At 68.5% G+C, this 22,106-nt stretch carries 19 protein-coding genes; 18 read left to right on the forward strand and 1 reads right to left on the reverse strand.

The features are described 5' to 3' along the window. Nucleotides 1-87 precede the first annotated feature (87 nt). The 7 genes from AQY21_RS12270 (at nucleotide 88) to AQY21_RS12300 (ending at nucleotide 9,598) form a co-directional block, all read left to right on the forward strand. Complete coding sequence (locus AQY21_RS12270) at nucleotides 88-678, forward strand: ANTAR domain-containing response regulator (RefSeq protein WP_036753460.1); 591 nt, start codon at nucleotides 88-90, stop codon at nucleotides 676-678. Continuing rightward, complete coding sequence (locus tag AQY21_RS12275) at nucleotides 669-1,841, forward strand: CmpA/NrtA family ABC transporter substrate-binding protein (protein ID WP_058097929.1); 1,173 nt, start codon at nucleotides 669-671, stop codon at nucleotides 1,839-1,841. The genes AQY21_RS12270 and AQY21_RS12275 overlap by 10 nt, the downstream gene beginning before the upstream one ends. Before the next feature lie 286 nt (nucleotides 1,842-2,127). After that, nucleotides 2,128-3,336, forward strand: coding sequence for a nitrate/nitrite transporter (locus AQY21_RS12280; RefSeq protein WP_058097971.1), 1,209 nt, complete (start codon nucleotides 2,128-2,130; stop codon nucleotides 3,334-3,336). Between the two features lie 15 nt (nucleotides 3,337-3,351). Next, nucleotides 3,352-5,784, forward strand: coding sequence for a nitrite reductase large subunit NirB (gene nirB, locus AQY21_RS12285; RefSeq protein WP_058097930.1), 2,433 nt, complete (start codon nucleotides 3,352-3,354; stop codon nucleotides 5,782-5,784). Further along, on the forward strand, nucleotides 5,781-6,116 hold the full coding sequence (nirD, locus tag AQY21_RS12290; protein ID WP_058097931.1) for a nitrite reductase small subunit NirD: 336 nt from the start codon (nucleotides 5,781-5,783) through the stop codon (nucleotides 6,114-6,116). The genes nirB and nirD overlap by 4 nt, the downstream gene beginning before the upstream one ends. A gap of 12 nt (nucleotides 6,117-6,128) precedes the next feature. Beyond that, nucleotides 6,129-6,977, forward strand: a complete 849-nt coding sequence (locus AQY21_RS12295) for a formate/nitrite transporter family protein (RefSeq protein ID WP_058097932.1) — start codon at nucleotides 6,129-6,131, stop codon at nucleotides 6,975-6,977. Between the two features lie 8 nt (nucleotides 6,978-6,985). Then, complete coding sequence (locus AQY21_RS12300; RefSeq protein WP_058097933.1) at nucleotides 6,986-9,598, forward strand: nitrate reductase; 2,613 nt, start codon at nucleotides 6,986-6,988, stop codon at nucleotides 9,596-9,598. A gap of 7 nt (nucleotides 9,599-9,605) precedes the next feature. Here AQY21_RS12300 and AQY21_RS12305 read toward each other — a convergent pair whose 3' ends face one another. Next, nucleotides 9,606-10,721: an ABC transporter ATP-binding protein gene (locus AQY21_RS12305; protein WP_058097934.1), complete on the reverse strand. Its 1,116-nt coding sequence runs from the start codon at nucleotides 10,719-10,721 to the stop codon at nucleotides 9,606-9,608. A gap of 93 nt (nucleotides 10,722-10,814) precedes the next feature. On the opposite strand from AQY21_RS12305, the gene AQY21_RS12310 reads away from it, so the two are divergent. The 11 genes from AQY21_RS12310 to AQY21_RS12360 all read left to right on the forward strand — a co-directional run bounded on the left by AQY21_RS12310 (nucleotide 10,815) and on the right by AQY21_RS12360 (nucleotide 22,102). After that, nucleotides 10,815-11,828, forward strand: a complete 1,014-nt coding sequence (locus AQY21_RS12310) for an extracellular solute-binding protein (RefSeq protein WP_058097935.1) — start codon at nucleotides 10,815-10,817, stop codon at nucleotides 11,826-11,828. A gap of 85 nt (nucleotides 11,829-11,913) precedes the next feature. Continuing rightward, entirely contained in the window at nucleotides 11,914-13,503 is a 1,590-nt protein-coding gene (locus AQY21_RS12315; protein WP_238986763.1) for an iron ABC transporter permease, read from the forward strand. A 53-nt stretch (nucleotides 13,504-13,556) separates the two neighbouring features. Continuing rightward, nucleotides 13,557-13,976, forward strand: coding sequence for a hypothetical protein (locus AQY21_RS12320; protein WP_058097937.1), 420 nt, complete (start codon nucleotides 13,557-13,559; stop codon nucleotides 13,974-13,976). 69 nt (nucleotides 13,977-14,045) lie between these two features. Beyond that, on the forward strand, nucleotides 14,046-15,014 hold the full coding sequence (locus AQY21_RS12325; protein WP_058097938.1) for a DUF1775 domain-containing protein: 969 nt from the start codon (nucleotides 14,046-14,048) through the stop codon (nucleotides 15,012-15,014). Next, nucleotides 15,001-15,621, forward strand: a complete 621-nt coding sequence (locus tag AQY21_RS12330; RefSeq protein WP_058097939.1) for an SCO family protein — start codon at nucleotides 15,001-15,003, stop codon at nucleotides 15,619-15,621. The genes AQY21_RS12325 and AQY21_RS12330 overlap by 14 nt, the downstream gene beginning before the upstream one ends. 458 nt (nucleotides 15,622-16,079) lie before the next feature. Further along, the gene (locus AQY21_RS12335; RefSeq protein ID WP_058097940.1) at nucleotides 16,080-17,357 is read left to right on the forward strand and encodes an ABC transporter substrate-binding protein; all 1,278 of its coding nucleotides are present in this window, start codon (nucleotides 16,080-16,082) and stop codon (nucleotides 17,355-17,357) included. 71 nt (nucleotides 17,358-17,428) lie between these two features. Continuing rightward, nucleotides 17,429-18,391, forward strand: a complete 963-nt coding sequence (locus AQY21_RS12340; protein WP_058097941.1) for a carbohydrate ABC transporter permease — start codon at nucleotides 17,429-17,431, stop codon at nucleotides 18,389-18,391. Continuing rightward, nucleotides 18,388-19,221 carry a carbohydrate ABC transporter permease gene (locus tag AQY21_RS12345; protein WP_058097942.1) on the forward strand — a complete coding sequence of 278 codons (834 nt, stop codon included), beginning with the start codon at nucleotides 18,388-18,390 and terminating at the stop codon, nucleotides 19,219-19,221. Before AQY21_RS12340 ends, AQY21_RS12345 begins: the two co-directional genes overlap by 4 nt. Nucleotides 19,222-19,224: 3 nt before the next feature. Beyond that, on the forward strand, nucleotides 19,225-20,226 hold the full coding sequence (locus AQY21_RS12350; RefSeq protein ID WP_058097943.1) for an ABC transporter ATP-binding protein: 1,002 nt from the start codon (nucleotides 19,225-19,227) through the stop codon (nucleotides 20,224-20,226). Nucleotides 20,227-20,267: 41 nt separating this feature from the next. Further along, nucleotides 20,268-21,053: a ThuA domain-containing protein gene (locus tag AQY21_RS12355; protein ID WP_058097944.1), complete on the forward strand. Its 786-nt coding sequence runs from the start codon at nucleotides 20,268-20,270 to the stop codon at nucleotides 21,051-21,053. Continuing rightward, nucleotides 21,053-22,102, forward strand: coding sequence for a Gfo/Idh/MocA family protein (locus AQY21_RS12360; RefSeq protein ID WP_058097945.1), 1,050 nt, complete (start codon nucleotides 21,053-21,055; stop codon nucleotides 22,100-22,102). Before AQY21_RS12355 ends, AQY21_RS12360 begins: the two co-directional genes overlap by 1 nt. Nucleotides 22,103-22,106: the final 4 nt, after the last annotated feature.

A 22,106-nucleotide genomic window follows, 5' to 3' on the forward strand; every position in this document is an offset into this window, starting at 1 on the left:
GGGACTGGCCGGGCTGCGCGCCGGGACAGGCGTTGCGGGCGCGGGGTTGCGGTGGCACCTGCTGGGGCGGGAGAGAGCAGGAAGCAGATGGACAAGCGCCTTTCGATCGTCGTCATCGAACCCGACCCGGAGCGCGCCGCCCCGATCGTGGACGGGCTGCGCGAGATCGGCGACCATGACATCCGCATCATCTCCGAGGAAACCGGGCTGGCGCGCCATATCGCCGAATGCCGGCCCGACATCGTGCTGATCGATCTGGCCAACCCCTCGCGCGACGTGCTCGAGGAGCTGGCGCTGGCCTCGGGCCCGACCGAGCGGCCGGTGGCGATGTTCGTGGACCGCTCGGACGAGCACCTGACGCGGGCGGCGGTCGAGGCCGGCATCTCGGCCTATGTCGTGGACGGGCTGCGCCCCGACCGGATCAAGCCGGTTCTGGACGCGGCCATCGCGCGCTTTCACATGTTCCAGCGCATGCGCGCCGAACTGGCCGCCACCCGCGCCGCGCTGGAGGAGCGCAAGGTGATCGACCGCGCCAAGGCCGTGCTGATGAAGGCACGCGGCATCGACGAAGAGGCCGCCTATGCGCTTTTGCGCAAGACGGCGATGGACCAGGGCAAGCGTGTGGCCGAGATCGCGCAGCAACTGGTCCTTGCCGCGGGGTTGCTCTCATGCCGTTGACACCCTTGCGCCTGGGCTATGTGCCGCTGATCGATGCCGCGCCGCTGATCGTGGCGCGCGAGCTGGGCTTTGCCGCCGAGGAAGGGCTGGAGTTCCGGCTACTGCGCCTGGGCGCCTGGGCGCAGGCCCGCGACATGCTGGGTGCCGGGCTGATCGAGGCGGCGCATATGCTGGTGCCGATGCCGGTGGCGCAGGCGCTGGGGTTGGGCCCGGCGCTGCCGGACCTGGACCTGGTGATGTTCCTATCCCAGGGTGGGCAGGCGGTCGCGGTCAGCGCCGCGCTGGCCGCCAGGATGCGCGAGCAGGGCCATGATTTCGACTTTCGCGACGCCCGAAAGGCCGCCCTTGCGCTGCATTGCGCCGCGCCGGGCCGGTTGCGGGTGGGCGTGCCCTTCCATTTCTCGACCCAGCTGGAACTGATCCGGCACTGGCTCGGCGCCTGCGGCTTCAGCCCGGCCTTGGAGGTCGTCACCGTGCCGCCGCCGCTGATGGCCGAATCCATGGCCGCGGGCGAGGTCGATGCCTTCTGCGTCGGCGAGCCCTGGGCATCGAGCGCGGTGGACCGGGGATTGGCCGCGCTGCTCTTGCCCGGCACGGCGATCTGGGCCGCGCCGCCGGAAAAGGGGCTGGTGCTGCGTCGCGACTTCACCGAAGCCGAGCCGCAGGTGACAGGTGCGCTGATGCGGGCCATCTGGCGTGCGGGGCGCTGGCTCGACGAGCCCGAGAACCGCGACACCGCCGCCGAGATCCTGTCGCGGCGCGAATATCTGGACCTGCCGGCCGAACTGGCCGAGCGCGGCTTGACCGGCCGGTTGCAGGTCACGCCCTCGGGCGAGATCCGCCATGTGCCGGGCTTTGTCGCCTTCCATGCCGGCGCGGCGAATTTTCCCTGGAAAAGCCTGGCCGCCTTCTTTGCGCAGCGCATCGCGCAGCGCCATGGGCTGGAGCCTGGGCCGGCGATGGAAAAGGCGATGGCGCATTTCCGCACCGATCTTTACCGTCGGCATCTGCGCGCGGCGGGGGCAGCCTTGCCCGGCGCCTCGGCCCGGCTGGAGGGTGCGCTGGCGCAGGACCGCGAGGTCGCGGCCGAAAAGGGCCAGATGATTCTGCGCGCCGATGCCTTCTTCAACGGCACTATCTTCGAGCCACCCTTCGCCGGCTGAGCGTTTTGCGGGCAGATCGGGCACGGGGATGCCCGGCTTTCGGGCGGAACCGGCGGCGGATGCTGCGATGCCGCATCAGGGCTTGATCCGGCCCGCGTCCTGACCCAGTCTGATCCCATGGCCCGGCGCAACGGCGCGCCACCGGCCCGCTCGCAATGATGCGGCACGGGTTCCCGCGACGATGCGGAAATCCTCTCCTCCGAAAGCGCAATTCCGCTGCGGTCTCTCGCCGCCCGGCCGCGTGCTTTCCGACAGCCTTCGCCATCAGCAACGCATCGGAGCCATCATGCCCGCCGTTCCCCCCGTTCCATCATCCGAGGCCAGCCGCGCGCTGGGCCTCTCGACCTTCGCCTTCACCATCTGCTTCGCGGTCTGGACGATCTTCTCGATCATCGGCTTGCAGATCCGCGAGCAGCTTTCCCTGACCGAGACCCAGTTCGGCCTGCTGATCGGCCTGCCGATCCTGACCGGTTCGCTGGTCCGCATCGGGCTGGGCGTGCTGACCGACCGGCTGGGCGGGCGGCTGGTCTATACGCTGACCATGCTTTCCGCCGCCGTCGCGACGTTTCTTTTGTCCCTGGCCACGACCTGGCCGCAGATGCTGCTGGCGGCGCTGGGCGTCGGGCTGGCCGGCGGTTCCTTCGCCGTGGGCGTCGCCTATGTCTCGCGCTTCTATGCCGAGGGGCGGCAGGGCACGGCGCTGGGCATCTTCGGCACCGGCAATGTCGGCGCCGCCGTGACCAAGTTCGCCGCGCCCTTCGTCATGCTGGCGCTGGGCTGGCAGGCGACCGCGCAGATCTGGGCCGGCGCGCTGGCGCTGACCGCCGTGCTGTTCTGGCTGCTGAGCAAGGACGATCCCGTCACCGCCGCAGGGGCCGGCCGCAAGGCGCCGCTGCGCGCCGAGTTCGCGCCGCTGGGTCAGCTTCGGGTCTGGCGCTTCTCGGCCTATTACTTCTTCAGCTTCGGCGGCTTCGTGGCACTGGCGCTGTGGCTGCCGCATTACCTGACGCAGGTCTATGGCTTCGGTGTCGGGACCGCCGGCATGATCGGCGCGGCCTATTCCATCCCCGGCTCGATCTTCCGCGCCTATGGCGGAGTGCTTTCGGACCGCATCGGCGCGCGGGCGGTGATGTATGCGACCTTCCTCGTCTCGCTGGCCGCGACCGCGATCCTGTCGATCCCCTCGGGCGTGCCGGTGCCGGTCTTCCTGGCGGTGATCTTCGTGCTGGGCTTCTTCATGAGCCTGGGCAAGGCCGCCGTCTACAAGCACATCCCCAGCTATTACCCCGGCCATGTCGGCGCGGTCGGTGGGCTGGTGGGCATGATCGGCGGCCTTGGCGGCTTTGCGCTGCCGCTGCTGTTCGGCTGGCTGCGCGACCAGACCGGGCTGTGGTCCAGCTGCTTCATGGCGCTGTTCCTGCTGGTCGGGGCCTGCGCGCTCTGGATGTACGCCTCGATCCGCCAGATGGGCCGCGCGCCCCTGCAAGCCGCCTGAGAAAGGAGTCCCGCGATGAAGAAACTTGTCGTCATCGGTGCCGGCATGGCCTCGGGCCGCCTGCTGGAGCAGCTGTTCGAGGCCGCGCCCGGCGAATGGCAGGTCACCCTGTTCAACGCCGAGCCGCGCGGCAACTACAACCGGCTGATGCTGTCGCCGGTCCTGTCGGGCGAAAAGACCTATGAGCAGATCGTCACCCATGACGCGGACTGGTATGCCGCGCATGGCGTCGATTGCCGCTTCGGCGAGCCGGTGGTGCGGATCGACCGCACCAATCGCGCCGTCTATTCCAATGCGGGCGGGGCGCCCTATGACGCGCTGGTCATCGCCACCGGCTCGGCGCCCTTCATCATCCCGGTGCCGGGCAGCGATCTGCCGGGCGTGGTGACCTATCGCGACCTCGAGGACACCAACGCGATGATCGAGGCCGGCGTGGCCGGCAAGGATGCCGTGGTGATCGGCGGCGGGCTTCTGGGCCTCGAGGCCGCCGCCGGCATGGCGGCGCGGGGTGCCAATGTCACCGTCGTCCACCTGATGGGCCACCTGATGGAGCGGCAACTCGACCCCGCTGCCGGCTATCTGCTGCAACGCGACCTGGAGCGGCGCGGCATCAAGGTGCATTGCAAGGGCGCGACCAAGGCGATCCTGGGCCATGGCCGCGCCGAGGCGGTGTTGCTGGAGGACGGCACCGTCCACCCCGCCGATCTGGTCTGCATGGCGGTCGGCATCCGCCCCGAGGTGCGGCTGGCCAACGATGCGCATCTGGAGGTCGAGCGCGGCATCGTCGTCGATGACGCCTTGCGCACCAGCGACCCGCATATCTTCGCGCTTGGCGAATGCGTCGAGCACCGGGGCCAGGTTTTCGGCCTTGTCGCGCCGCTTTACGACCAGGCCAAGGTGCTGGCCCGGACCCTACTGGGTGAGGAGGCCGAATTCCGCCCGGTCCAGACCGCGACAAAGCTGAAGGTGACCGGCTGCGACCTGTTCAGCGCCGGCGATTTCGCCGAAGGCGAGGGGCGCGAGGACATCGTGTTCCGCGACCCCGGCCGCGGCATCTACAAGCGGCTGGTGCTGGAGAACGACCGCATCGTCGGCGTGGTCATGTATGGCGACACCGCCGACGGCAATTGGTTCTACGGGCTGATGAAGGACGAAACCGACATCGGCGAGATGCGCGACACGCTCATCTTCGGCCCGGCCTTCCAGGGGGGGACCGCGCTGGACCCTATGGCGGCCGTTGCAGCCTTGCCGCCTGAGGCGGAGATCTGCGGCTGCAACGGCGTCTGCAAGGGAACCATCGTCGCCGCGGTGCAGGGCGGCGCGCATACGCTCGATGCGGTGCGCGCCTGCACCAAGGCCAGCGGCTCCTGCGGCACCTGCACCGGGCTGGTCGAGCAGGTGATGAAGCTGACGCTGGGCGACGGTTTCGTCGCGCCCGCGCCCGCCGGCATGTGCAAATGCACCGACCACAGCCACGAGGACGTGCGGCGGCTGATCCGTTCCATGGGCTTGAAGTCGATCCCGGCCGTCATGCAGGAGCTGGGCTGGAAAACGGCCGGCGGCTGCCATTCCTGCCGCCCGGCGCTGAACTATTACCTGCTGGCCGAATACCCGCTGGAATACCAGGACGACCGCCAGTCTCGTTTCGTGAACGAAAGGAACCACGCCAATATCCAGAAGGACGGCACCTATTCGGTGGTGCCGCGCATGTGGGGCGGCGTCACCACGCCCTCGGAGCTGCGCGCCATCGCCGACGCGGCCGAGAAATATGCCGTGCCGATGGTCAAGGTCACCGGCGGTCAGCGCATCGACCTGCTGGGCGTGAAGAAAGAGGACCTGCCGCATATGTGGGCCGACCTGAATGCCGCCGGGCTGGTCTCGGGCCATGCCTATTCCAAGGGGCTGCGCACGGTGAAAACCTGTGTCGGCAGCGAGTTCTGCCGCTTCGGCACCCAGGATTCGACCGGGCTGGGGATCAGGCTGGAAAAGCTGCTCTGGGGTTCGTGGACGCCGCACAAGGTCAAGCTGGGCGTCTCGGGCTGCCCCAGGAACTGCGCCGAGGCGACCTGCAAGGACGTGGGCGTGATCTGCGTCGACAGCGGCTACCAGATCAGCGTCGCCGGCGCCGCCGGGATGGAGGTGAAGGAGACCGAGCCTCTTGCCTCGACCCCGTCCGAGGACGAGGCGGTCGAGATCATCACCGCCTTCGTCCAGCTTTACCGCGAACATGCGCGCTATCTGGACCGGCCCTATAAATGGGTGGCCAAGGTCGGGCTCGACTGGGTGAAGGAACAGATCGCCGACCTGCCGACCCGCCGCGCGCTGGTCGAACGCTTCGAGATCAGCCAGTCGGTCTATCGCCGCGACCCCTGGGCCGAACATTCCACCATTACCGAAACGCCCAAATGGGCCCCCCTTGCCGATTTGACCCTGGAGGCCGCGGAATGACCATCTTTGTCGATATCGGAGCCCTGGACGAGATTCCCCGCCAGGGCGCGCGCGTGATCCGCACGGCGCAGGGCTGCGTCGCGGTGTTCCGCACCCTGGACGACCGGGTCTTTGCGCTGGACGACCGCTGCCCGCACAAGGGCGGCCCGCTGTCCGAGGGCATCGTGCATGGCGATCGCGTGACCTGCCCGCTGCACAATTGGGTGTTCGACATGAACTCGGGCGCAGCGCAGGGCGCCGACGAGGGCGCGGTCCGCACCTGGCCCGTCCGCGTCGAACAGGGCCGCATCCTCATCAGCGCCGAACTCGTCTCACGCCCCCGCGCCGCCTGAAGGAGCAAGCTCATGTCCTATGTCAATCCTGCCGATTTCGCTAAGAAGATGATCGATGCCGGCGAGGCCAAGGTCTTCATGTCCACCAAGGACACGCTGATCCGCGCCTATATGGCCGGGGCGATCCTGGCACTGGCCGCCGCCTTCGCCGTGACCGTCACCGTGAACACCGGCGAGCCGCTGATCGGCGCGCTGCTGTTCCCGGTCGGCTTCTGCATGCTCTACCTGCTGGGCTTCGATCTGCTGACGGGCGTGTTCACGCTGGTGCCGCTGGCGCTGATCGACCGTCGCCGCGGCGTCACCATGCAGGGGATGTTGCGCAACTGGGGCCTGGTCTTTGCCGGCAATTTCGCCGGCGCCTTCACCGTCGCGGTCTTCATGGCGATCATCGTCACCTTCGGCTTTTCCGAGGCGCCGAACGCGGTGGGCGAACAGATCGGCCATATCGGCGAGGGGCGGACGCTCGGCTATGCCGCCCATGGCGCGGCGGGGATGCTGACGCTGTTCATCCGCGCGGTCATGTGCAACTGGATGGTTTCGACCGGCGTGGTGGCGGCGATGATGTCCACCAGCGTCTCGGGCAAGGTCATCGCCATGTGGATGCCGATCCTGGTGTTCTTCTACATGGGCTTCGAGCATTCCATCGTGAACATGTTCCTGTTCCCGGCCGGGCTGCTGCTGGGCGGCCAGTTCACCATCATGGACTACATGATCTGGAACGAGATCCCGACCGTGCTGGGCAACCTGGTCGGCGGGCTGATCTTTGTCGGCGCGATGATCTATGCCACGCATCACAGGACCTCGCCCCGGCGTGCGGTGGATGCGCCCTCCGAAGCCACCGCCGCCGTTCCTGCCGAGTGAGGGCCGCCATGCAGACCATCCGCACCACCTGTCCCTATTGCGGCGTGGGTTGCGGCGTGCTGGCGACGCCCGACGGTCGGGGCGGGCTGGACATCGCGGGCGATCCCGATCATCCGGCGAACCGGGGCCGGCTTTGCGTCAAGGGCGCGGCGCTTGGCGAGACGGTCGGCCATGCCGGCCGGCTGCTTGCCCCGCGCATCCACGGGCGCGAGGCCGGCTGGGACGAGGCGCTGGACCTGGTCGCGCGCCGGTTTTCCGAAACCATCGCAGAACACGGGCCGGATTCGGTCGCCTTCTACGTCTCGGGCCAGCTGCTGACCGAGGATTACTATGTTGCCAACAAGCTGATGAAGGGCTTCATCGGCTCGGGCAATATCGACACCAATTCGCGGCTCTGCATGGCCTCGGCGGTCGCGGGGCACCGGCGGGCCTTTGGCACCGACACGGTCCCGGGGCTCTACGAGGATCTGGAGCTGGCCGATACGGTGGTGCTGGTCGGCTCGAACCTGGCCTGGTGCCATCCGGTGCTTTACCAGCGGCTGGCGGCGGCGCGCGAGGCGCGGGGCACGCGGGTCGTGGTGGTCGATCCGCGCCGCACCGCGACTTGCGATATTGCTGACCTGCATCTGCCGCTGGCGCCGGGTTCGGATGCGGCGCTGTTCAATCTGCTGCTGGCCGAGATCGCGCGGCGCGGTCTCGCCGATGGGGATGCCGGTGCGCATCTGGACGGGCTCGACGAGGCGCTGGCCGCTGCGCGCCAGACGTTGCCCTCGGCCACCGGGCTGGCGCATAGCCAGCTGCGGCAGTTCTTCGACCTGTGGTGCGGCAGCGACAAGGTGGTGACGGTCTGGTCGCAGGGCGTGAACCAGTCCGACAGCGGCACCGACAAGGTGAATGCGATCCTGAACTGCCACCTGGCCAGCGGCCGCATCGGCCGGCCGGGCATGGGGCCGTTCAGCGTCACCGGCCAGCCCAATGCCATGGGTGGGCGCGAGGTCGGCGGGCTGGCCAACATGCTGGCCTGCCACCTGGAGATCGAGAACCCGGCGCATCGCGCGGCGGTGCGCGGCTTCTGGAACGCGCCGCGCATGGCCGAGCGGCCGGGGTTGAAGGCCGTGGACATGTTCCGCGCCGTCGAGGAGGGCCGGATCAAGGCGCTGTGGATCATCTGCACCAACCCCGCCGCGACCATGCCCGAGGCCGATCGCGTCGCCCGCGCCATCGCCGGCTGCGGCTTCGTCGTGGTCTCGGACATCATGGCGCGGACCGACACCGCGCGGCTGGCGCATGTGCTGCTGCCGGCGACCGGCTGGGGCGAAAAGGATGGCACGGTGACGAATTCGGAACGCCGCATCAGCCGCCAGCGCCGCACCCTCGCCCCCGCCGGGCAGGCGCGCGACGACTGGCGCATCCTGGCCGAGGTCGGGCGCCGCATGGGCTGGGCCGATGCCTTCGGCTGGACCGGCCCCGCGCAGGTCTTTGCCGAACATGCCGCGCTGTCCGGCGTCGCAGGCGGGCTGGGCAGCGATTTCGACATCTCGGCCCATGCCGGCATCACCCAGCCGGAATATGACGCGCTGGAGCCTTTCCTGTGGCCGCAATCGGCGGGCAGGCAGGGCGGGCGGTTCTTTGGCGACGGGCGGTTTCATACGCCTTCGGGCCGGGGCCGGATGGTCGCGGTCTCGCCGCGCCCGCCGCAGCCGGTCGGCGCCGAATATCCCTTCCGGCTGAACACCGGCCGGGTGCGCGATCATTGGCACACCATGACCCGCACCGGCCTGTCGCCGCGGCTGTCCCGCCATCTGGCCGAACCCTTCCTGGAACTGCATCCCAGCGACGCGGCCCGGCTGGGCCTGGCCCCCGCCAGCCTGGCCGAGGTTGCCAGCCCGCATGGCCGCGCGGTCCTGCGGGTGCTGGTGACCGACCGGGTGGCGCCGGGCCATCCCTTCGCGCCGATGCATTGGACGGGCGAGACTGCGCCCTCGGGCCGGGTCGATGCGCTGGTGCCGGGGACGGTCGATCCGGTCTCGGGCCAGCCGGCCCTGAAATCGGCGGCGATGGCGATCCGGCCCTTTGCCGCGCGCTGGTTCGGCTTTGCCGTCTCGGCGGGCGCGATCCGGCCGGATTGCGCTTATTGGGCGCGGGCCACGCTGCCCAGGGGAGAGCAGGCCGAACTGGCCGGGCTGGAGCCGGTGCAGGACTGGACCGCCCATGCCCGCGCGCTGTTCGGCCTCCCGGACGAGCCGCTGGTGCTGCACGACCGCGCCCGCGGGCAGGTGCGGCTGGCCTTCTTGCGCGACGGCCGGCTGCGGGCGGCGCTGTTCGTCGCGCCCGCGCCGGTGGGCCTGTCGCGCAGCCATGTCGCGGCGCTGCTGGGCGAGGACGGCGCGGGCGCGCTGGCCGGCCGCCCCGGCGCCGACCGCCCGGACGAGGGCGCGCTGGTCTGCGCCTGTTTCGGCATCGGCGTGAACAGCATCGTGCAGGCCATCGCCAGCCAGCGCCTGACTTCGGTCGAGGCGGTGGGGCGGGCGCTGCGGGCGGGCACGAATTGCGGCTCGTGCCGCCCCGAGATCCGCGCGCTGCTCGAGGCCGGCACCGCCTGCCGGGCGGCGGCCGAATAGTAAGGTCCTATTCGCCGTCGCCGGCAAAGACCATGGCGCTGTCGGGCTGCGCGGCGATATGGATCAGGCTGCCGGGTGCGGGCAGGATCAGGCCGGGGACGCGGGACTTCATCGCCGCGCCGCCGGGTTCCAGCCGGGTCTCGATCAGGCTTTCGCGGCCCAGATAGCGGGCACGCTCGACCCGGGCCGGCGTGCCGCCGGCCTCGGTGGGGACCAGGTGCTGGGGACGGATGACGACCTCGGCCGGGCTGCCTTCGGCAAGACCGGGGGCCGGAAAGGCGCCCAGGCTGGTCTGCACCCGGCCGCCCGACACCCGGCCGGCGACGATGTTCAGGTCCGAGAAAAAGGCCGCCACGCCGCGATCCGCCGGGCGGTTGTAAAGCTCGTCCGGGCGGCCTTCCTGGATCAGCCGGCCCTTGCGCATCACGGCGATGCGATGGCCCATCAGCATCGCCTCCTCGGGGTCGTGCGTGACCATCAGCACCGTGGTCTCGCTTTCGCGCAAGAGGTCCAGCGTCGCGTCGCGCACCCCGTCGCGCAGCCGGTGGTCGAGGCTGGAAAACGGCTCGTCCATCAGCATCAGGCAGGGGCGCGGCGCCAGGGCGCGGATCAGCGCCACGCGCTGCTGCTCGCCCCCCGAAAGCTCGTGCGGATATTTCGCGGCATGGCTGGACAGGCCGACCCGCTCCAGCAGCGCGCCCACCCGGTCGCGTTTTTCCGGCGCCGGACCCTGCAAGCCGAAGCCGACATTCGCCGCCACGTCCAGATGCGGGAACAGCGCGAAATCCTGGAACACCAGCCCGACCGGGCGCCGCTCGGGCGGCAGGAAGGCGCCGCTGTCGCACATGGCCCGGCCACCGATCTGGATGCGGCCGGAATCGGGCCGCTCGATGCCGGCAATCATACGCAATGTGGTGGACTTGCCACAGCCCGAAGGGCCGAGCAGGCAGATCACCTCGCCTCGGGTGACGCTGAAGCCGACATCCTCGACCGCCGCCACGCCGCCGAAGCGGCGGCACAGCGCCTCGACCTCCAGCATGGGCCGGGTTGCGGCGGCATCCGGCGCGACATGGCGCGCATCCACTTGGCTGGCCCAGTCGGGAGGGCTGGCGAATTGGTTCATCGGCATCCCTTCGTGACCGCAACCGCATGAGAATAGTTTACATTAGTAATTAGTTTAGTAAACATGTCGAGAAATCGCAAGGAGGACAGGCTGATGCGTGTTGGACTATCTGGACTGATTGGCGCCATGCTGGCTGCGCAGGCGGTTGCCGCCAGCGCCCAGGAACTGAACCTTTACACCACGCGCGAGCCGAATCTGATCGAGCCGATGCTGGCCTCGTTCACCGAAACCACCGGGGTGAAGGTCAACACCATCTTCCTCAAGGACGGCCTGCCCGAGCGGGTCGAGCAGGAGGGCGAGGCGTCGCCCGCCGATGTGCTGATGACCGTGGACATCGGCAACCTGGTCGATCTGGTGGATCGCGGCCTGACCCAGCCCGTCGAATCCGAGGCGCTGAGCGCCGCCATCCCCGAGAATCTGCGCGACAAGGACGGCAACTGGTTCGCGCTGTCGCAGCGGGCGCGGGTGCTTTACGCCGACAAGGATCTGGACCTGTCAAGCTTCACCTATGAAGACCTCGCCAAGCCGGAATGGCAGGGCAAGGTTTGCATCCGCTCGGGCCAGCACCCCTATAACGTGGCGCTGACCGCCTCGTACATCGTGCATCACGGCGAGGAAGCCGCCAAGACCTGGCTGGAGGGCGTCAAGGCGAACCTGGCCCGCACCGCCGGCGGCGGCGACCGCGACGTGGCGCGCGACATCATGGGCGGCATCTGCGAGATCGGTATCGCCAATTCCTATTACGTCGGCCTGATGCGCAGCGGTGCTGGCGGCCCCGAGCAGGAGGAATGGGTCAAGGCGATCAAGGTCGTCCTGCCGACCTTCGAAGGCGGCGGCACGCAGGTGAACGTCTCGGGCGCGGCGGTGGCCAAGAATGCGCCGAACCGCGACCAGGCGGTGCAGCTGCTGGAATACCTGGTCTCGGACGAGGCGCAGAAGATCTATGCCGAGGCGAATTTCGAATATCCGGTGAAGCCCGGCGTCGCGGTCAGCCCGGTGATCGAGGATATTGCCGATCTCAAGGTGGACGGCGCCGACCTGACCGAGATCGCCCGCCAGCGCAAGGCGGCGAGCGAGCTGGCCGAGGCGGTGGGCTTCGACAACTGAGCCTGTCGCGGGCGCAGGCCGCATGATCCCCGAACTGGCACAACGCTCCCGCGTCCGCGCGGGGGCAGGTTGGCAGGCGGCAGCCTTGGCTGTCGCCGCGCTCGTTCTGCTGCCGGTGCTGGCGCTGGGGCTGTTCGCGCTTCAGGGCAGCCCGGGGCTGTGGGCGCATCTGGTCAGCAACGTGCTGCCGGTGGCGGCGCGGCAGACGGTGATCCTGCTGGCCGGTGTCGGCATCATCGTCGCGACGCTCGGCACGGTGACGGCCTGGCTGGTCGCGGCCTGCGATTTCCCGGGGCGGCGCATCTTCGGCTGGGCGCTGCTGCTGCCCTTGGCAGTGCCGACCTATATCGTTGCCTATGCCTATCTGGACCTGCTGCATCCGGTCGGGCCGGTGCAGGGCGCGATCCGCGGCTGGCTGGGCTATTCCAGCCCGCGCGAGTTCCGCCTGCCCGACATCCGCTCGATGCCGGGCTGCATCGTGCTGCTGGGACTGGTGCTTTACCCCTATGTCTATCTGCCGGTGCGGGCGCTGTTTGCCATGCAGGCGGGCAACCTGCTGGATGCCGGGCGGACGCTGGGGGCGGGGCCGGTCGCCACCTTCCTGCGCGTGGCGATTCCGCTGGCCCGGCCCGCCGTCGCCATCGGCACGGCGCTCGCGCTGATGGAGGCAATGAACGACATCGGCGCGGCCGAGTTCCTGGGCGTGCGGACGCTGACCGTCTCGGTCTATTCGACCTGGATCAACCGCTCGGACCTGCCGGGGGCGGCGCAGATTGCGCTTGCGATGCTGGCCATCACCATGGCGCTGGTCATGCTGGAGCGCCGCGGCCGCAGGCGCCAGCGCTACGCGGCGGGCGCGCAGCGCAGCCAGCCCTTGCGGCGCACGCGCTTGCGCGGCTGGCGGGCCTGGGGGGCGATGCTGGTCTGCGCGCTGCCGGTCACCTTCGGCTTTGCGGCGCCGGCCTGGTATCTGGTCGGCGCGGCCTGGGCGCGCTACCGCTTTGCCGGGCTGTCGCCGCGCATCCTCGAGGAGGCCGGCAACACCGCCTTCTTCGCGGCGCTGGCGACGCTGGTCGCGCTGCTGTTGGGGCTGGTGGTGACCGGCGCGGCGCGGATGCGGCCCGGGCGGCTGACCCAGGCCATGGCGCGGCTTTCGACGCTGGGCTATGCGGTGCCCGGCACCATCCTGGCCATCGGGCTCTTGCCGGTGATCGCGCTGGCCGACCGGCAGATCGCCGCCATCTCGCAGGCGCTGTTCGGCGCCGGGCCGGGGCTTTTGCTGCTCGGCTCGGGGGCGGCGCTGATCTATGCCTATGTCGCGCGCTTCCTGGCCATCGCCACCGGCGGGATCGAGGCGGGGCTTAGCCGGGTGCCGCGCTCGCTCGACCATGTGGCGCGGACGCTGGGCCGCAGCCCGGGCCAGGTGTTCCGCGAGGTGCATGTGCCGATCTCGCGCCCGGCGCTGGCGGCCTCGGGGCTGCTGATCTTCGTCGATTGCGTCAAGGAGCTGCCCGCCACCCTGCTGCTGCGGCCGCTGAACTTCGAGACGCTTTCGACCCATCTTTATGGCGAGGCGGCGCGCGGCACCTACGAGGATGCCGCCATTGCTGCGCTGATTATCGTGCTCATCGGCATCCTGCCGGTCATCGTTCTGGCGCGGACGATCCGCCGGTGATTGCGGCATATTGTCCCTTTTCTCCGGCGCGGATTTCTGACAGGGCTGCGGGCATGCAGGTTCAGGGCGGATATCGGACGGCGGGGCTTGGGCGCGGCGGGTCGCTGCGGCGCCTGTGCTGCTGGCTGGCGGTCCTGCCCTTCCTGCTGTTCTCGCTGATCCTGCCCGGCACGATGATCGCCCGCGATGCGCAGGGCAGCGTCACCGTCGTGTTGTGCTCGGGCGAGGGGCCGGTCCAGATGGCCGTGGCGGCCGATGGCAGCCTGGTCCCGGCCGGCGAGGCGCCGCATGGCGATCCCCATGCCTGCGACTGGGCGCCGCATGGCCAGCCGCTGTTGCAGGGCGCGGTAGCCGCGGCGCCGGCGCCGCTGTTGCCGGCGCTGCGCATGGAACGGTCGCTGGATCTGCCCGACCACCTCTATCGCGCCGAGATGCTGGCCCCCTCGGCGCGGGGGCCGCCGGTGCTCGTCTGACGGAATCCTGCTTTGGCAGCCCGTGGGCCAAGTCCCGCCGGGCATCCTTTCCATCAGATGAGAACGATCATGCAAAACCCTGTTTTTGGCGCGCTCTGCGTCTCGTTGCTGGCGCTTGGCGCCAGTCCCGCCCTCTCCCATGCCACGCTGGAGCACTCCGAGGCCCCGGCCGGTGCCGCCTATCGCGCGGTGATCCGCATCGGCCATGGCTGCGACGGGCAGGCCACCCAGACCCTGCGCGTGCAACTGCCCGAGGGTTTCTACAACGCCAAGCCCATGCCCAAGGCGGGCTGGACGCTGGAAACGGTAAAGGGCCCCTATGCCCAGCCCTTCGACAATCACGGCACGCCGATGACCGAGGGCACGCGCGAGGTGGTCTGGTCCGGCGGCGCGTTGCAGGACGACTGGTATGACGAATTCGTCATTCGCGGCACGGTCGGCGCCGATGTCGCACCGGGCACGGTGCTGTATTTCCAGACCGTGCAGGAATGCGCGGATGGCAAGGAGGAGTGGATCGACGTCACCGGCAACAAGGAAGCGCCGAACCCCGCCCCGGGCGTGACCGTCACCGAGGCCAAGGCCGGGCACGGGCATGGAGGCCATGCGGCAACGGCCGGGACGGTGACCTTGGGCGATCTGACGCTCAGCGGGGCCTTCAGCCGCGCGACGCCTCCCGGTGCGCCGGTGGCGGGCGGTTTCCTGACCGTCGCCAATGCCGGCGCGGATGACAGGCTGGTCTCGGCCAGCGTCGATTTCGCCGGCCGCGCCGAGATCCACGAGATGGCGATGGAGGGCGACGTGATGAAGATGCGGCAGCTTGCCGACGGGCTGCCGATCCCCGCCGGGGCGACGGTTGAACTGAAGCCCGGCGGCTATCACCTGATGTTCATGGAATTGAAGCAGCCGCTGGTCGAGGGCGAGACGGTCAATGTCACGCTGCATTTCGAGAAGGCCGGCGAGGTCGAGGTGCCGATGACGGTCGGACCGATGAATGCCGGCAAGCACGGCGGAAAGGATGGTGGACATGGCGGACATTAGAAAGGGCTCGCCGCTGCGGCCAGTGCGCTATGCGCTCTGGGCGCTGGTGGTGCTGGCGCTGGCGGGGCTCGGCTGGTTCCAGTTCGTCGCGCCACGCTCGGGCACCATCGCCGATGCGGGCACCGCCTCGCTGGGGCGGGGCGATTACCGCCTTGCCGCCACGGATGGCACAGAGTTCACCCAGGCGACGCTGAAGGGCCAGCCCTCGGCGGTGTTTTTCGGCTTCACCCATTGCCCGGACGTCTGCCCGACCACGCTGGGCGACGTGGCGAGCTGGCAGGAGGAACTGGGCGAGGCCGGCAAGGATCTGCGGGTGTTCTTCGTCACCGTCGATCCCGAGCGCGATACGGTCGAGGCGTTGCGCGAATATGTCTCCTGGGTGCCGGGCGTGGTTGGCGTCTCCGGCACGCCGGAGGAGGTCGCCAAGGCGATCAAGGCCTTCCGCATCTATGCCCGCAAGTCGCCGCAAGAGGGCGGCGACTACAGCATGGACCATTCCTCGACCATGCTGCTGTTTGACGCCAATGGCGATTATGCCGGGCTGATCGGCTATCAGGAGGAGCGCGAGCGCGCCATGGCCAGCTTGCGGCGCCTGCTCGAGAGCTGAAATCCAGCGGCGCCGGCCAAGCCGGCGCCTTTTTTCCGCAGCCGCGCCGGTTTGCCGCCCTCGGGCCGGATAGCCCGAAATCTGTGGATCCTTTCATCCGAAATGTTTTGGAACGCCTTTGCGCGGCCGGTTTTCGGCTGGGCCGGGTGATTCGGGCCGCGGAATCGTCTTGGGCCCGAAACGATGGCGCCGATGTTAGCGCATGACATCGGCGATGCGCCTTCCGCGTTGAGAGGGCGTCGCTCCGCCATGCGGACTTTCTTTGGAAATGCATGGTTTTTGCCGGGTTCGTGCGGTTTCATGTTGGCGATGACGGCTGGGTTGCCGGAATTCTTGACCGGAATCGGCAAATGCAGTAGAGATTTCCGAAAGGTTTCGGATTGTCTTCAGGATGGCGCAAGCAAGGCGCCGACGCTGCGAACGGTGCTGGGGAGGCACCTTGTAAAGGGGAGGAATTGATGGGAAAATTCAGCCGGGGCGCCTTGCGTCCGGTCGCATTGGCCGCGCTGATGGGCAGCATCGCGCTGCCTGCCGTGGCGGACGAGTTGTTCTATGTCGCGGGCGGGGTCGGCAAGCAGGCCGAGCATTTCAAGGAATTGGTCAAGCCCTGGGAGGAACGCACCGGCCATACCGTGACGCTGGTGCCGATGCCGCAGTCCAGCTCGGACCAGTTCGCACAATACCGGCTGTGGCTGGCGGCCGGCACCAAGGACGTCGACCTCTATCAGACCGACGTGATCTGGGCGCCGCAGCTTTCCGAATATTTCGTCGATCTGTCCGAGGCGGCCAAGGACATTGTCGGCGAACATTTCCCCTCGGTCATCGAAAGCCAGACCACGGACGGCAAGCTGGTGGCGCTGCCGCTCTATACCGATGCCCCGGCGCTTTATTACCGCACCGACCTGCTGGAGAAATACGGCAAGCCGGTGCCCGGCACCTGGGCCGAACTGACCGAGACCGCCAAGCTGATCCAGGACGGCGAGCGGGCTGCGGGCCAGGGCGATCTGTGGGGCTTCGTCTGGCAGGGCAATGCCTATGAGGGGCTGACCTGCAACGCGCTGGAATGGGTGAAATCCTTTGGCGGCGGCCAAATCGTCGAGGCGGACGGCACCGTCTCGATCAACAATCCGCAGGCGGTGGCGGCGCTGGAACTGGCGGCCAGCTGGATCGGCACCATCAGCCCGCGCGGCGTGCTGGCGCACAAGGAAGAAGAGGCGCGCGGCGTCTGGCAGACCGGCAACGCCGTTTTCATGCGCAACTGGCCCTATGCCTTCGCGCTGAGCGCGGGCGCGGACAGCGCGGTCAAGGACAAGTTCGACGTGGCGCCGCTGCCCGCCGGCACGGCCGAGGCCGGCTCGGCCGCGACGCTGGGCGGCTGGAACGTCGCGGTGTCGAAATTCTCGACCAAGCAGGAGGCGGCGGTCGATCTAGCGCTCTATCTCGCCTCGGCCGAGGCGCAGAAACGCCGCGCGCTGCTGGACGGCAACCTGCCCACCGTGGTCGCGCTCTACGACGATGCCGAGATCGCCGAGGCGGTGCCGCTGATCCCGCGCTGGAAAGAGGTCTTCGCCAATGCGGTGCCGCGCCCCTCGGGGCCGGTCAAGAGCAAGTATAACGAGATCTCGTCGAAATTCTGGTCGGCCGTGCATGACACGCTGTCGGGCAACGGCACCGCGGCCGAGAACCTGGAACTGCTGGAGCTGGATCTGACCGATCTGCAAGGTTCGGGCTGGTAAGGCGCTTTGCGGGGGCTGGCGGGTTCGCGCCGGCCCCGACCGGCCCCTGCGGCCGATGAGGAGTTTCCCCCATGACTGACCCCATCGCGGGCCGCCCCGGCGGTCCCAGCCTGCGGCAGCGTCGGCAAAGGGCGGCCTTCTGGTTCCTGGCCCCCATGCTTTTCGCGCTGCTCTGCGTCGCGGCCTGGCCGCTGGCGCGCACCATCTGGTTCTCGTTCACCAACACCACGCTGTCGAACCTTTACGGCGGCGAGTGGATCGGCTTCGACAATTACCTGTCGATGCGCACGCTGTCCTCGGGGCGGGTGGTCTGGCGCGGCACGCTGGTCGATCCGGCCTGGTGGAACGCGGTCTGGAACACCGTCCGCTTCTCGCTGATCTCGGTCGGGTTCGAGACGGTTCTGGGCCTGATCGTCGCGCTGGTGCTGAATGCCGAGTTCAAGGGCCGCGCCCTGGTGCGCGCCGCCATCCTGATCCCCTGGGCGATCCCGACCATCGTCTCGGCCAAGATGTGGGCCTGGATGCTGAACGACCAGTTCGGGATCCTGAACGACATCCTGCTGCGGCTGGGGCTGATCGGCGAAAAGATCGCCTGGACCGCCAGCACCGAGACCGCGATGACCGCCGTGCTGATCGTCGATATCTGGAAGACCACGCCCTTCATGGCGCTGCTGATCCTGGCCGGGTTGCAGATGGTGCCGCGCGACATCTACGAGGCGGCGCGGCTCGACGGCATCCACCCGGTCAGGGTGTTCTTCCGCGTCACCCTGCCGCTGATCAAGCCGGCGCTGATGGTGGCGGTGATCTTCCGCATGCTCGACGCGCTGCGCATCTTCGACCTGATCTATGTGCTGACGCCGAACAGCTCGGCCACCAAGACCATGTCGGTCATCAGCCGCGAGAACATGATCGACTTCGACAAGTTCGCCTATGGCGCGGCGCAATCGACGCTGCTCTTCGCGATCATCGCCGTCTTCGTCAGCGCCTATATCTGGCTCGGTCGCGTGGACTTGGGCGGGGAGGGCTCGAAATGACCCGTCACAAACTGCTGAAACGGATCGGCTTTTACGCGCTGGTCGCGGTGATCGTCGTCTTTTCGGTCTTTCCCTTCTACTATGCCGTGGTGACCAGCTTCGCCTCGGGGACGGCGCTGTTCAGGGTGAACTACCTGCCCTCGGGGTTCGACCTGCGCAACTACCAGGCGGTGCTGGGATCGAGGAACTTCCTCTATTCCATCGGCAACTCGCTGATCATCGCCACGGCCACGGTGGGGCTGTCGCTGTTCCTGGGCGTCACCGCCTCATACGCGCTGGCGCGGGTGCGGTTCCGGGGGCGGGGGCTTTTGCTGATGACCATCCTGGCCGTGTCGATGTTCCCGCAGATCGCGGTTCTGGCCGGGCTGTTCGAGCTGGTGCGCTTTCTGGGCATCTTCAACACCCATTGGGCGATGATCCTGTCCTATACGATCTTCACGCTGCCCTTCACCGTCTGGGTGCTGACGACCTTCATGCGCGACCTGCCGGTCGAGATCGAGGAGGCGGCGATCGTCGACGGCGCCAGCCCCTGGATCATCATCACCCGCGTCTTCCTGCCGCTTCTGTGGCCGGCGATGGTGACCACCGGACTTCTGGCCTTCATCGGCGCCTGGAACGAGTTCCTGTTCGCGCTGACCTTCACTAGCACCGAAAGCATGCGCACCGTGCCGGTGGCCATCGGCCTGCTTTCGGGCGCCTCCGAGCAAGAGATCCCCTGGGGCCCGATCATGGCCGCCTCGGTCATTGTGACGGTGCCGCTGATCGTCCTCGTCCTCATTTTCCAGCGCAAGATCGTGGCGGGCCTGACCGCCGGCGGCGTGAAAGGTTGAAGCATGGCCAAGATTGAGTTGAAGAACGTCACCAAATCCTATGGCGGCTTGCAGGTCATCAAGGGCATCGACCTGGAGATCCGCAAGGGCGAGTTCATGGTCTTCGTCGGCCCGTCCGGCTGCGGCAAGTCCACGCTGTTGCGACTGGTCTCGGGGCTGGAGGAGATCACCAGCGGCGACATGCTGTTCGACGGGCAGCGGGTGAACGACCTGGTGCCCTCGGATCGCGGCATCGCCATGGTGTTCCAGAGCTATGCGCTTTACCCGCATATGAAGGTCTATGACAATATGGCCTTCGGCATGAAGCTGGCCAAGGCCGGGAAGGCCGAGATCGACCGCCGCGTGCGCGAGGCGGCGCGGCTCTTGCAGATCGAGCATCTGCTGGACCGGCTGCCCAAGCAGCTGTCCGGCGGCCAGCGCCAGCGCGTCGCCATCGGCCGCGCCATCGTCCGCGACCCGCGCGTGTTTCTGTTCGACGAGCCGCTGTCGAACCTTGACGCGGCGCTCCGGGTGCAGACGCGGCTGGAGATCGCCAGGCTGCATCACGGCATGGAGGACGTGACGATGATCTACGTCACCCATGACCAGGTCGAGGCGATGACGCTGGCCGACCGCATCGCCGTGCTGCGCGACGGCAGGCTGGAGCAGGTCGGCACGCCCGCCGAGCTTTACGAGCGGCCGAATTCCACCTTCGTCGCCGGCTTCATCGGCAGTCCCAAGATGAACTTCCTGACCGACGGTTTCGCGCATGCGCATGACTGCGCGACCCTGGGCATCCGGCCCGAGCATATCGACATCGTCGAGGCCGGCCCTTGGTCGGGCGAGGTCGTCCATGCCGAGGACCTGGGCGCCGACCATTACCTCTTCGTCGAGATCGGCGCGGCCGAGCCGCTGGTCGTGCGCCAGCCCGGCAAGCTGGCCCGGCCGCTGGGCACGCGGCTGAGCCTGGCGCCGCGCTTGGGCCACCTGCACCGTTTCGACGCCAACGACGCGCCGATCCGCTGAATCCACCACCGCTCCCGCAGGGGAGCAACAAGGAGCGATGAATGACCATCCGAGTGACTGTCTGGGGCGAGAACGTCCACGAGCAGAAGAACAGGACCGTCGCGGGGATCTACCCGGACGGCATGCACAACACCGTCACCGCGGCGCTGAACCGCGATCCGGGCATCGCGGCCGGCAGCGTGACCCTGCAAGACCCCGAGCATGGGCTGACGGCCGAGAGACTGGCCGAAACCGACGTGCTGATCTGGTGGGGTCATTGCGCCCATGGCGAGGTGCAGGATGCGGTGGTCGAGCGCGTGGCCGAGGCGGTCTGGTCCGGCATGGGCATGATCTTCCTGCATTCGGCGCATTTCTCCAAGCCGTTCAAGCGGCTGATGGGCACGCCCTGCAACCTGACCTGGCGCGAGGCGGGCGAGCGCGAGCGGCTGTGGCTGACCTCGCGCAACCATCCCATCGCCGCCGGCCTGCCCGATCATTTCGAGCTGGAGCACGAAGAGATGTATGGCGAGCCCTTCGGCGTGCCCGAGCCGCTGGAGACGGTCTTCGTCAGCTGGTTCGCGGGCGGCGAGGTGTTCCGCTCGGGCCTGACATACAAGCGCGGGGCCGGCAACGTGTTCTATTTCCGGCCCGGGCACGAAACCTATCCGACCTATCACGACGCCAACGTGCAGCGGGTGATCCTGAACGCGGTGAAATGGGCGCATAACCCGGCCGCGCGGCTGGCCGAGCCGACCGTGGCGCCCAATGTCCCGATCGAGCAGGCGCTGGAGCCGATCGAGGAACGCGGCCCCAGGCTGCATGCCGCCGGCGAGGAGGGCTATCGCTGATGGTCCGGCTTCTCGTCATCGGCACCGGCGGCATGGCGGCGAACCATGCCCGCGCCTTTGCCGCCATTCCCGGCGTCGAGCTGGTGGGCGGCGTGGACCCGCGGCCCGGGCCGCTGGCCGCCTTCAACGCCGAACATGGCATCGCGCGCGGCTTTGCCAGCCTTGACGAGGCGCTGGCCTGGGGCGGATTCGACGCGGCGACCAACGTGACGCCGGATGCCGCGCATTTCCCGACCACCATGCCGCTGCTGGCGGCGGGCAAGCATGTGCTGTGCGAAAAGCCGCTCGCCACCAATGCCGCGGATGCCGGCGCCATGGCCGAGGCGGCGGCGCGGGCCGGGGTGGTGAACATGGTCAATCTCAGCTATCGCGACGTGCCGGCGCTGCAAAAGGCGGCCGCCATGGTGCGCGCGGGCGAGATCGGCGCGGTGCGGCATTTCGAGGCGAGCTATCTGCAAAGCTGGCTGACCCAGCCCAGCTGGGGCGACTGGCGGACCGACCCGAAATGGCTGTGGCGGGTCTCGACCGCGCATGGTTCCAAGGGGGTGCTGGGCGATGTCGGCATCCACATCCTCGATTTCGCCACCTTCATCGCCGGGCAGGACGCGGCGCAGGTTTCCTGCCTGCTCAAGACCTTCGACAAGGCGCCGGAGGGGCGGATCGGGGACTATGTGCTGGACGCCAACGACAGCGCCACCATGCAGATCGTGCTGGAGAACGGCGCGCTGGGGACGGTGGCGGCGACGCGTTTCGCCACCGGGCACCTGAACGACCTGCGGCTGCGGATCTATGGCGACCGGGGCGGGCTGGAGGTCTGCTTCGAGAACCGCGTCAGCCGGCTGCGCGCCTGCCTGTCGCCGGACCTGGAGATCGCCGCCTGGCACGAGGTCGAATGCCCGCCGGTGCCGACGATCTATCAGCGCTTCATCGCCGCGATCCGGGGCGAGGGCGCGGCCGATCCCGATTTCGCCCGCGGCGCGGCGCTGCAACGCCTGCTGGACCGGGCCGAGGAATCCTCGGTCGAGGCGGGTCTCGGCCTCGCCGTCTAGGGCG

Source organism: Paracoccus sp. MKU1, from assembly GCF_001447385.1.
Lineage (GTDB): Bacteria > Pseudomonadota > Alphaproteobacteria > Rhodobacterales > Rhodobacteraceae > Paracoccus.

What these genes read in the sequence shown, in the direction of transcription:
- AQY21_RS12270 (WP_036753460.1), top strand. Translation starts at nt 88, where the DNA reads ATGGACAAGCGCCTTTCGATCGTCGTCATCGAACCCGACCCGGAGCGC.
- AQY21_RS12275 (WP_058097929.1), top strand. Translation starts at nt 669, where the DNA reads ATGCCGTTGACACCCTTGCGCCTGGGCTATGTGCCGCTGATCGATGCC.
- AQY21_RS12280 (WP_058097971.1), top strand. Translation starts at nt 2,128, where the DNA reads ATGCCCGCCGTTCCCCCCGTTCCATCATCCGAGGCCAGCCGCGCGCTG.
- nirB (WP_058097930.1), top strand. Translation starts at nt 3,352, where the DNA reads ATGAAGAAACTTGTCGTCATCGGTGCCGGCATGGCCTCGGGCCGCCTG.
- nirD (WP_058097931.1), top strand. Translation starts at nt 5,781, where the DNA reads ATGACCATCTTTGTCGATATCGGAGCCCTGGACGAGATTCCCCGCCAG.
- AQY21_RS12295 (WP_058097932.1), top strand. Translation starts at nt 6,129, where the DNA reads ATGTCCTATGTCAATCCTGCCGATTTCGCTAAGAAGATGATCGATGCC.
- AQY21_RS12300 (WP_058097933.1), top strand. Translation starts at nt 6,986, where the DNA reads ATGCAGACCATCCGCACCACCTGTCCCTATTGCGGCGTGGGTTGCGGC.
- AQY21_RS12305 (WP_058097934.1), bottom strand. Translation starts at nt 10,721, where the DNA reads ATGAACCAATTCGCCAGCCCTCCCGACTGGGCCAGCCAAGTGGATGCG.
- AQY21_RS12310 (WP_058097935.1), top strand. Translation starts at nt 10,815, where the DNA reads ATGCGTGTTGGACTATCTGGACTGATTGGCGCCATGCTGGCTGCGCAG.
- AQY21_RS12320 (WP_058097937.1), top strand. Translation starts at nt 13,557, where the DNA reads ATGCAGGTTCAGGGCGGATATCGGACGGCGGGGCTTGGGCGCGGCGGG.
- AQY21_RS12325 (WP_058097938.1), top strand. Translation starts at nt 14,046, where the DNA reads ATGCAAAACCCTGTTTTTGGCGCGCTCTGCGTCTCGTTGCTGGCGCTT.
- AQY21_RS12330 (WP_058097939.1), top strand. Translation starts at nt 15,001, where the DNA reads ATGGCGGACATTAGAAAGGGCTCGCCGCTGCGGCCAGTGCGCTATGCG.
- AQY21_RS12335 (WP_058097940.1), top strand. Translation starts at nt 16,080, where the DNA reads ATGGGAAAATTCAGCCGGGGCGCCTTGCGTCCGGTCGCATTGGCCGCG.
- AQY21_RS12340 (WP_058097941.1), top strand. Translation starts at nt 17,429, where the DNA reads ATGACTGACCCCATCGCGGGCCGCCCCGGCGGTCCCAGCCTGCGGCAG.
- AQY21_RS12345 (WP_058097942.1), top strand. Translation starts at nt 18,388, where the DNA reads ATGACCCGTCACAAACTGCTGAAACGGATCGGCTTTTACGCGCTGGTC.
- AQY21_RS12350 (WP_058097943.1), top strand. Translation starts at nt 19,225, where the DNA reads ATGGCCAAGATTGAGTTGAAGAACGTCACCAAATCCTATGGCGGCTTG.
- AQY21_RS12355 (WP_058097944.1), top strand. Translation starts at nt 20,268, where the DNA reads ATGACCATCCGAGTGACTGTCTGGGGCGAGAACGTCCACGAGCAGAAG.
- AQY21_RS12360 (WP_058097945.1), top strand. Translation starts at nt 21,053, where the DNA reads ATGGTCCGGCTTCTCGTCATCGGCACCGGCGGCATGGCGGCGAACCAT.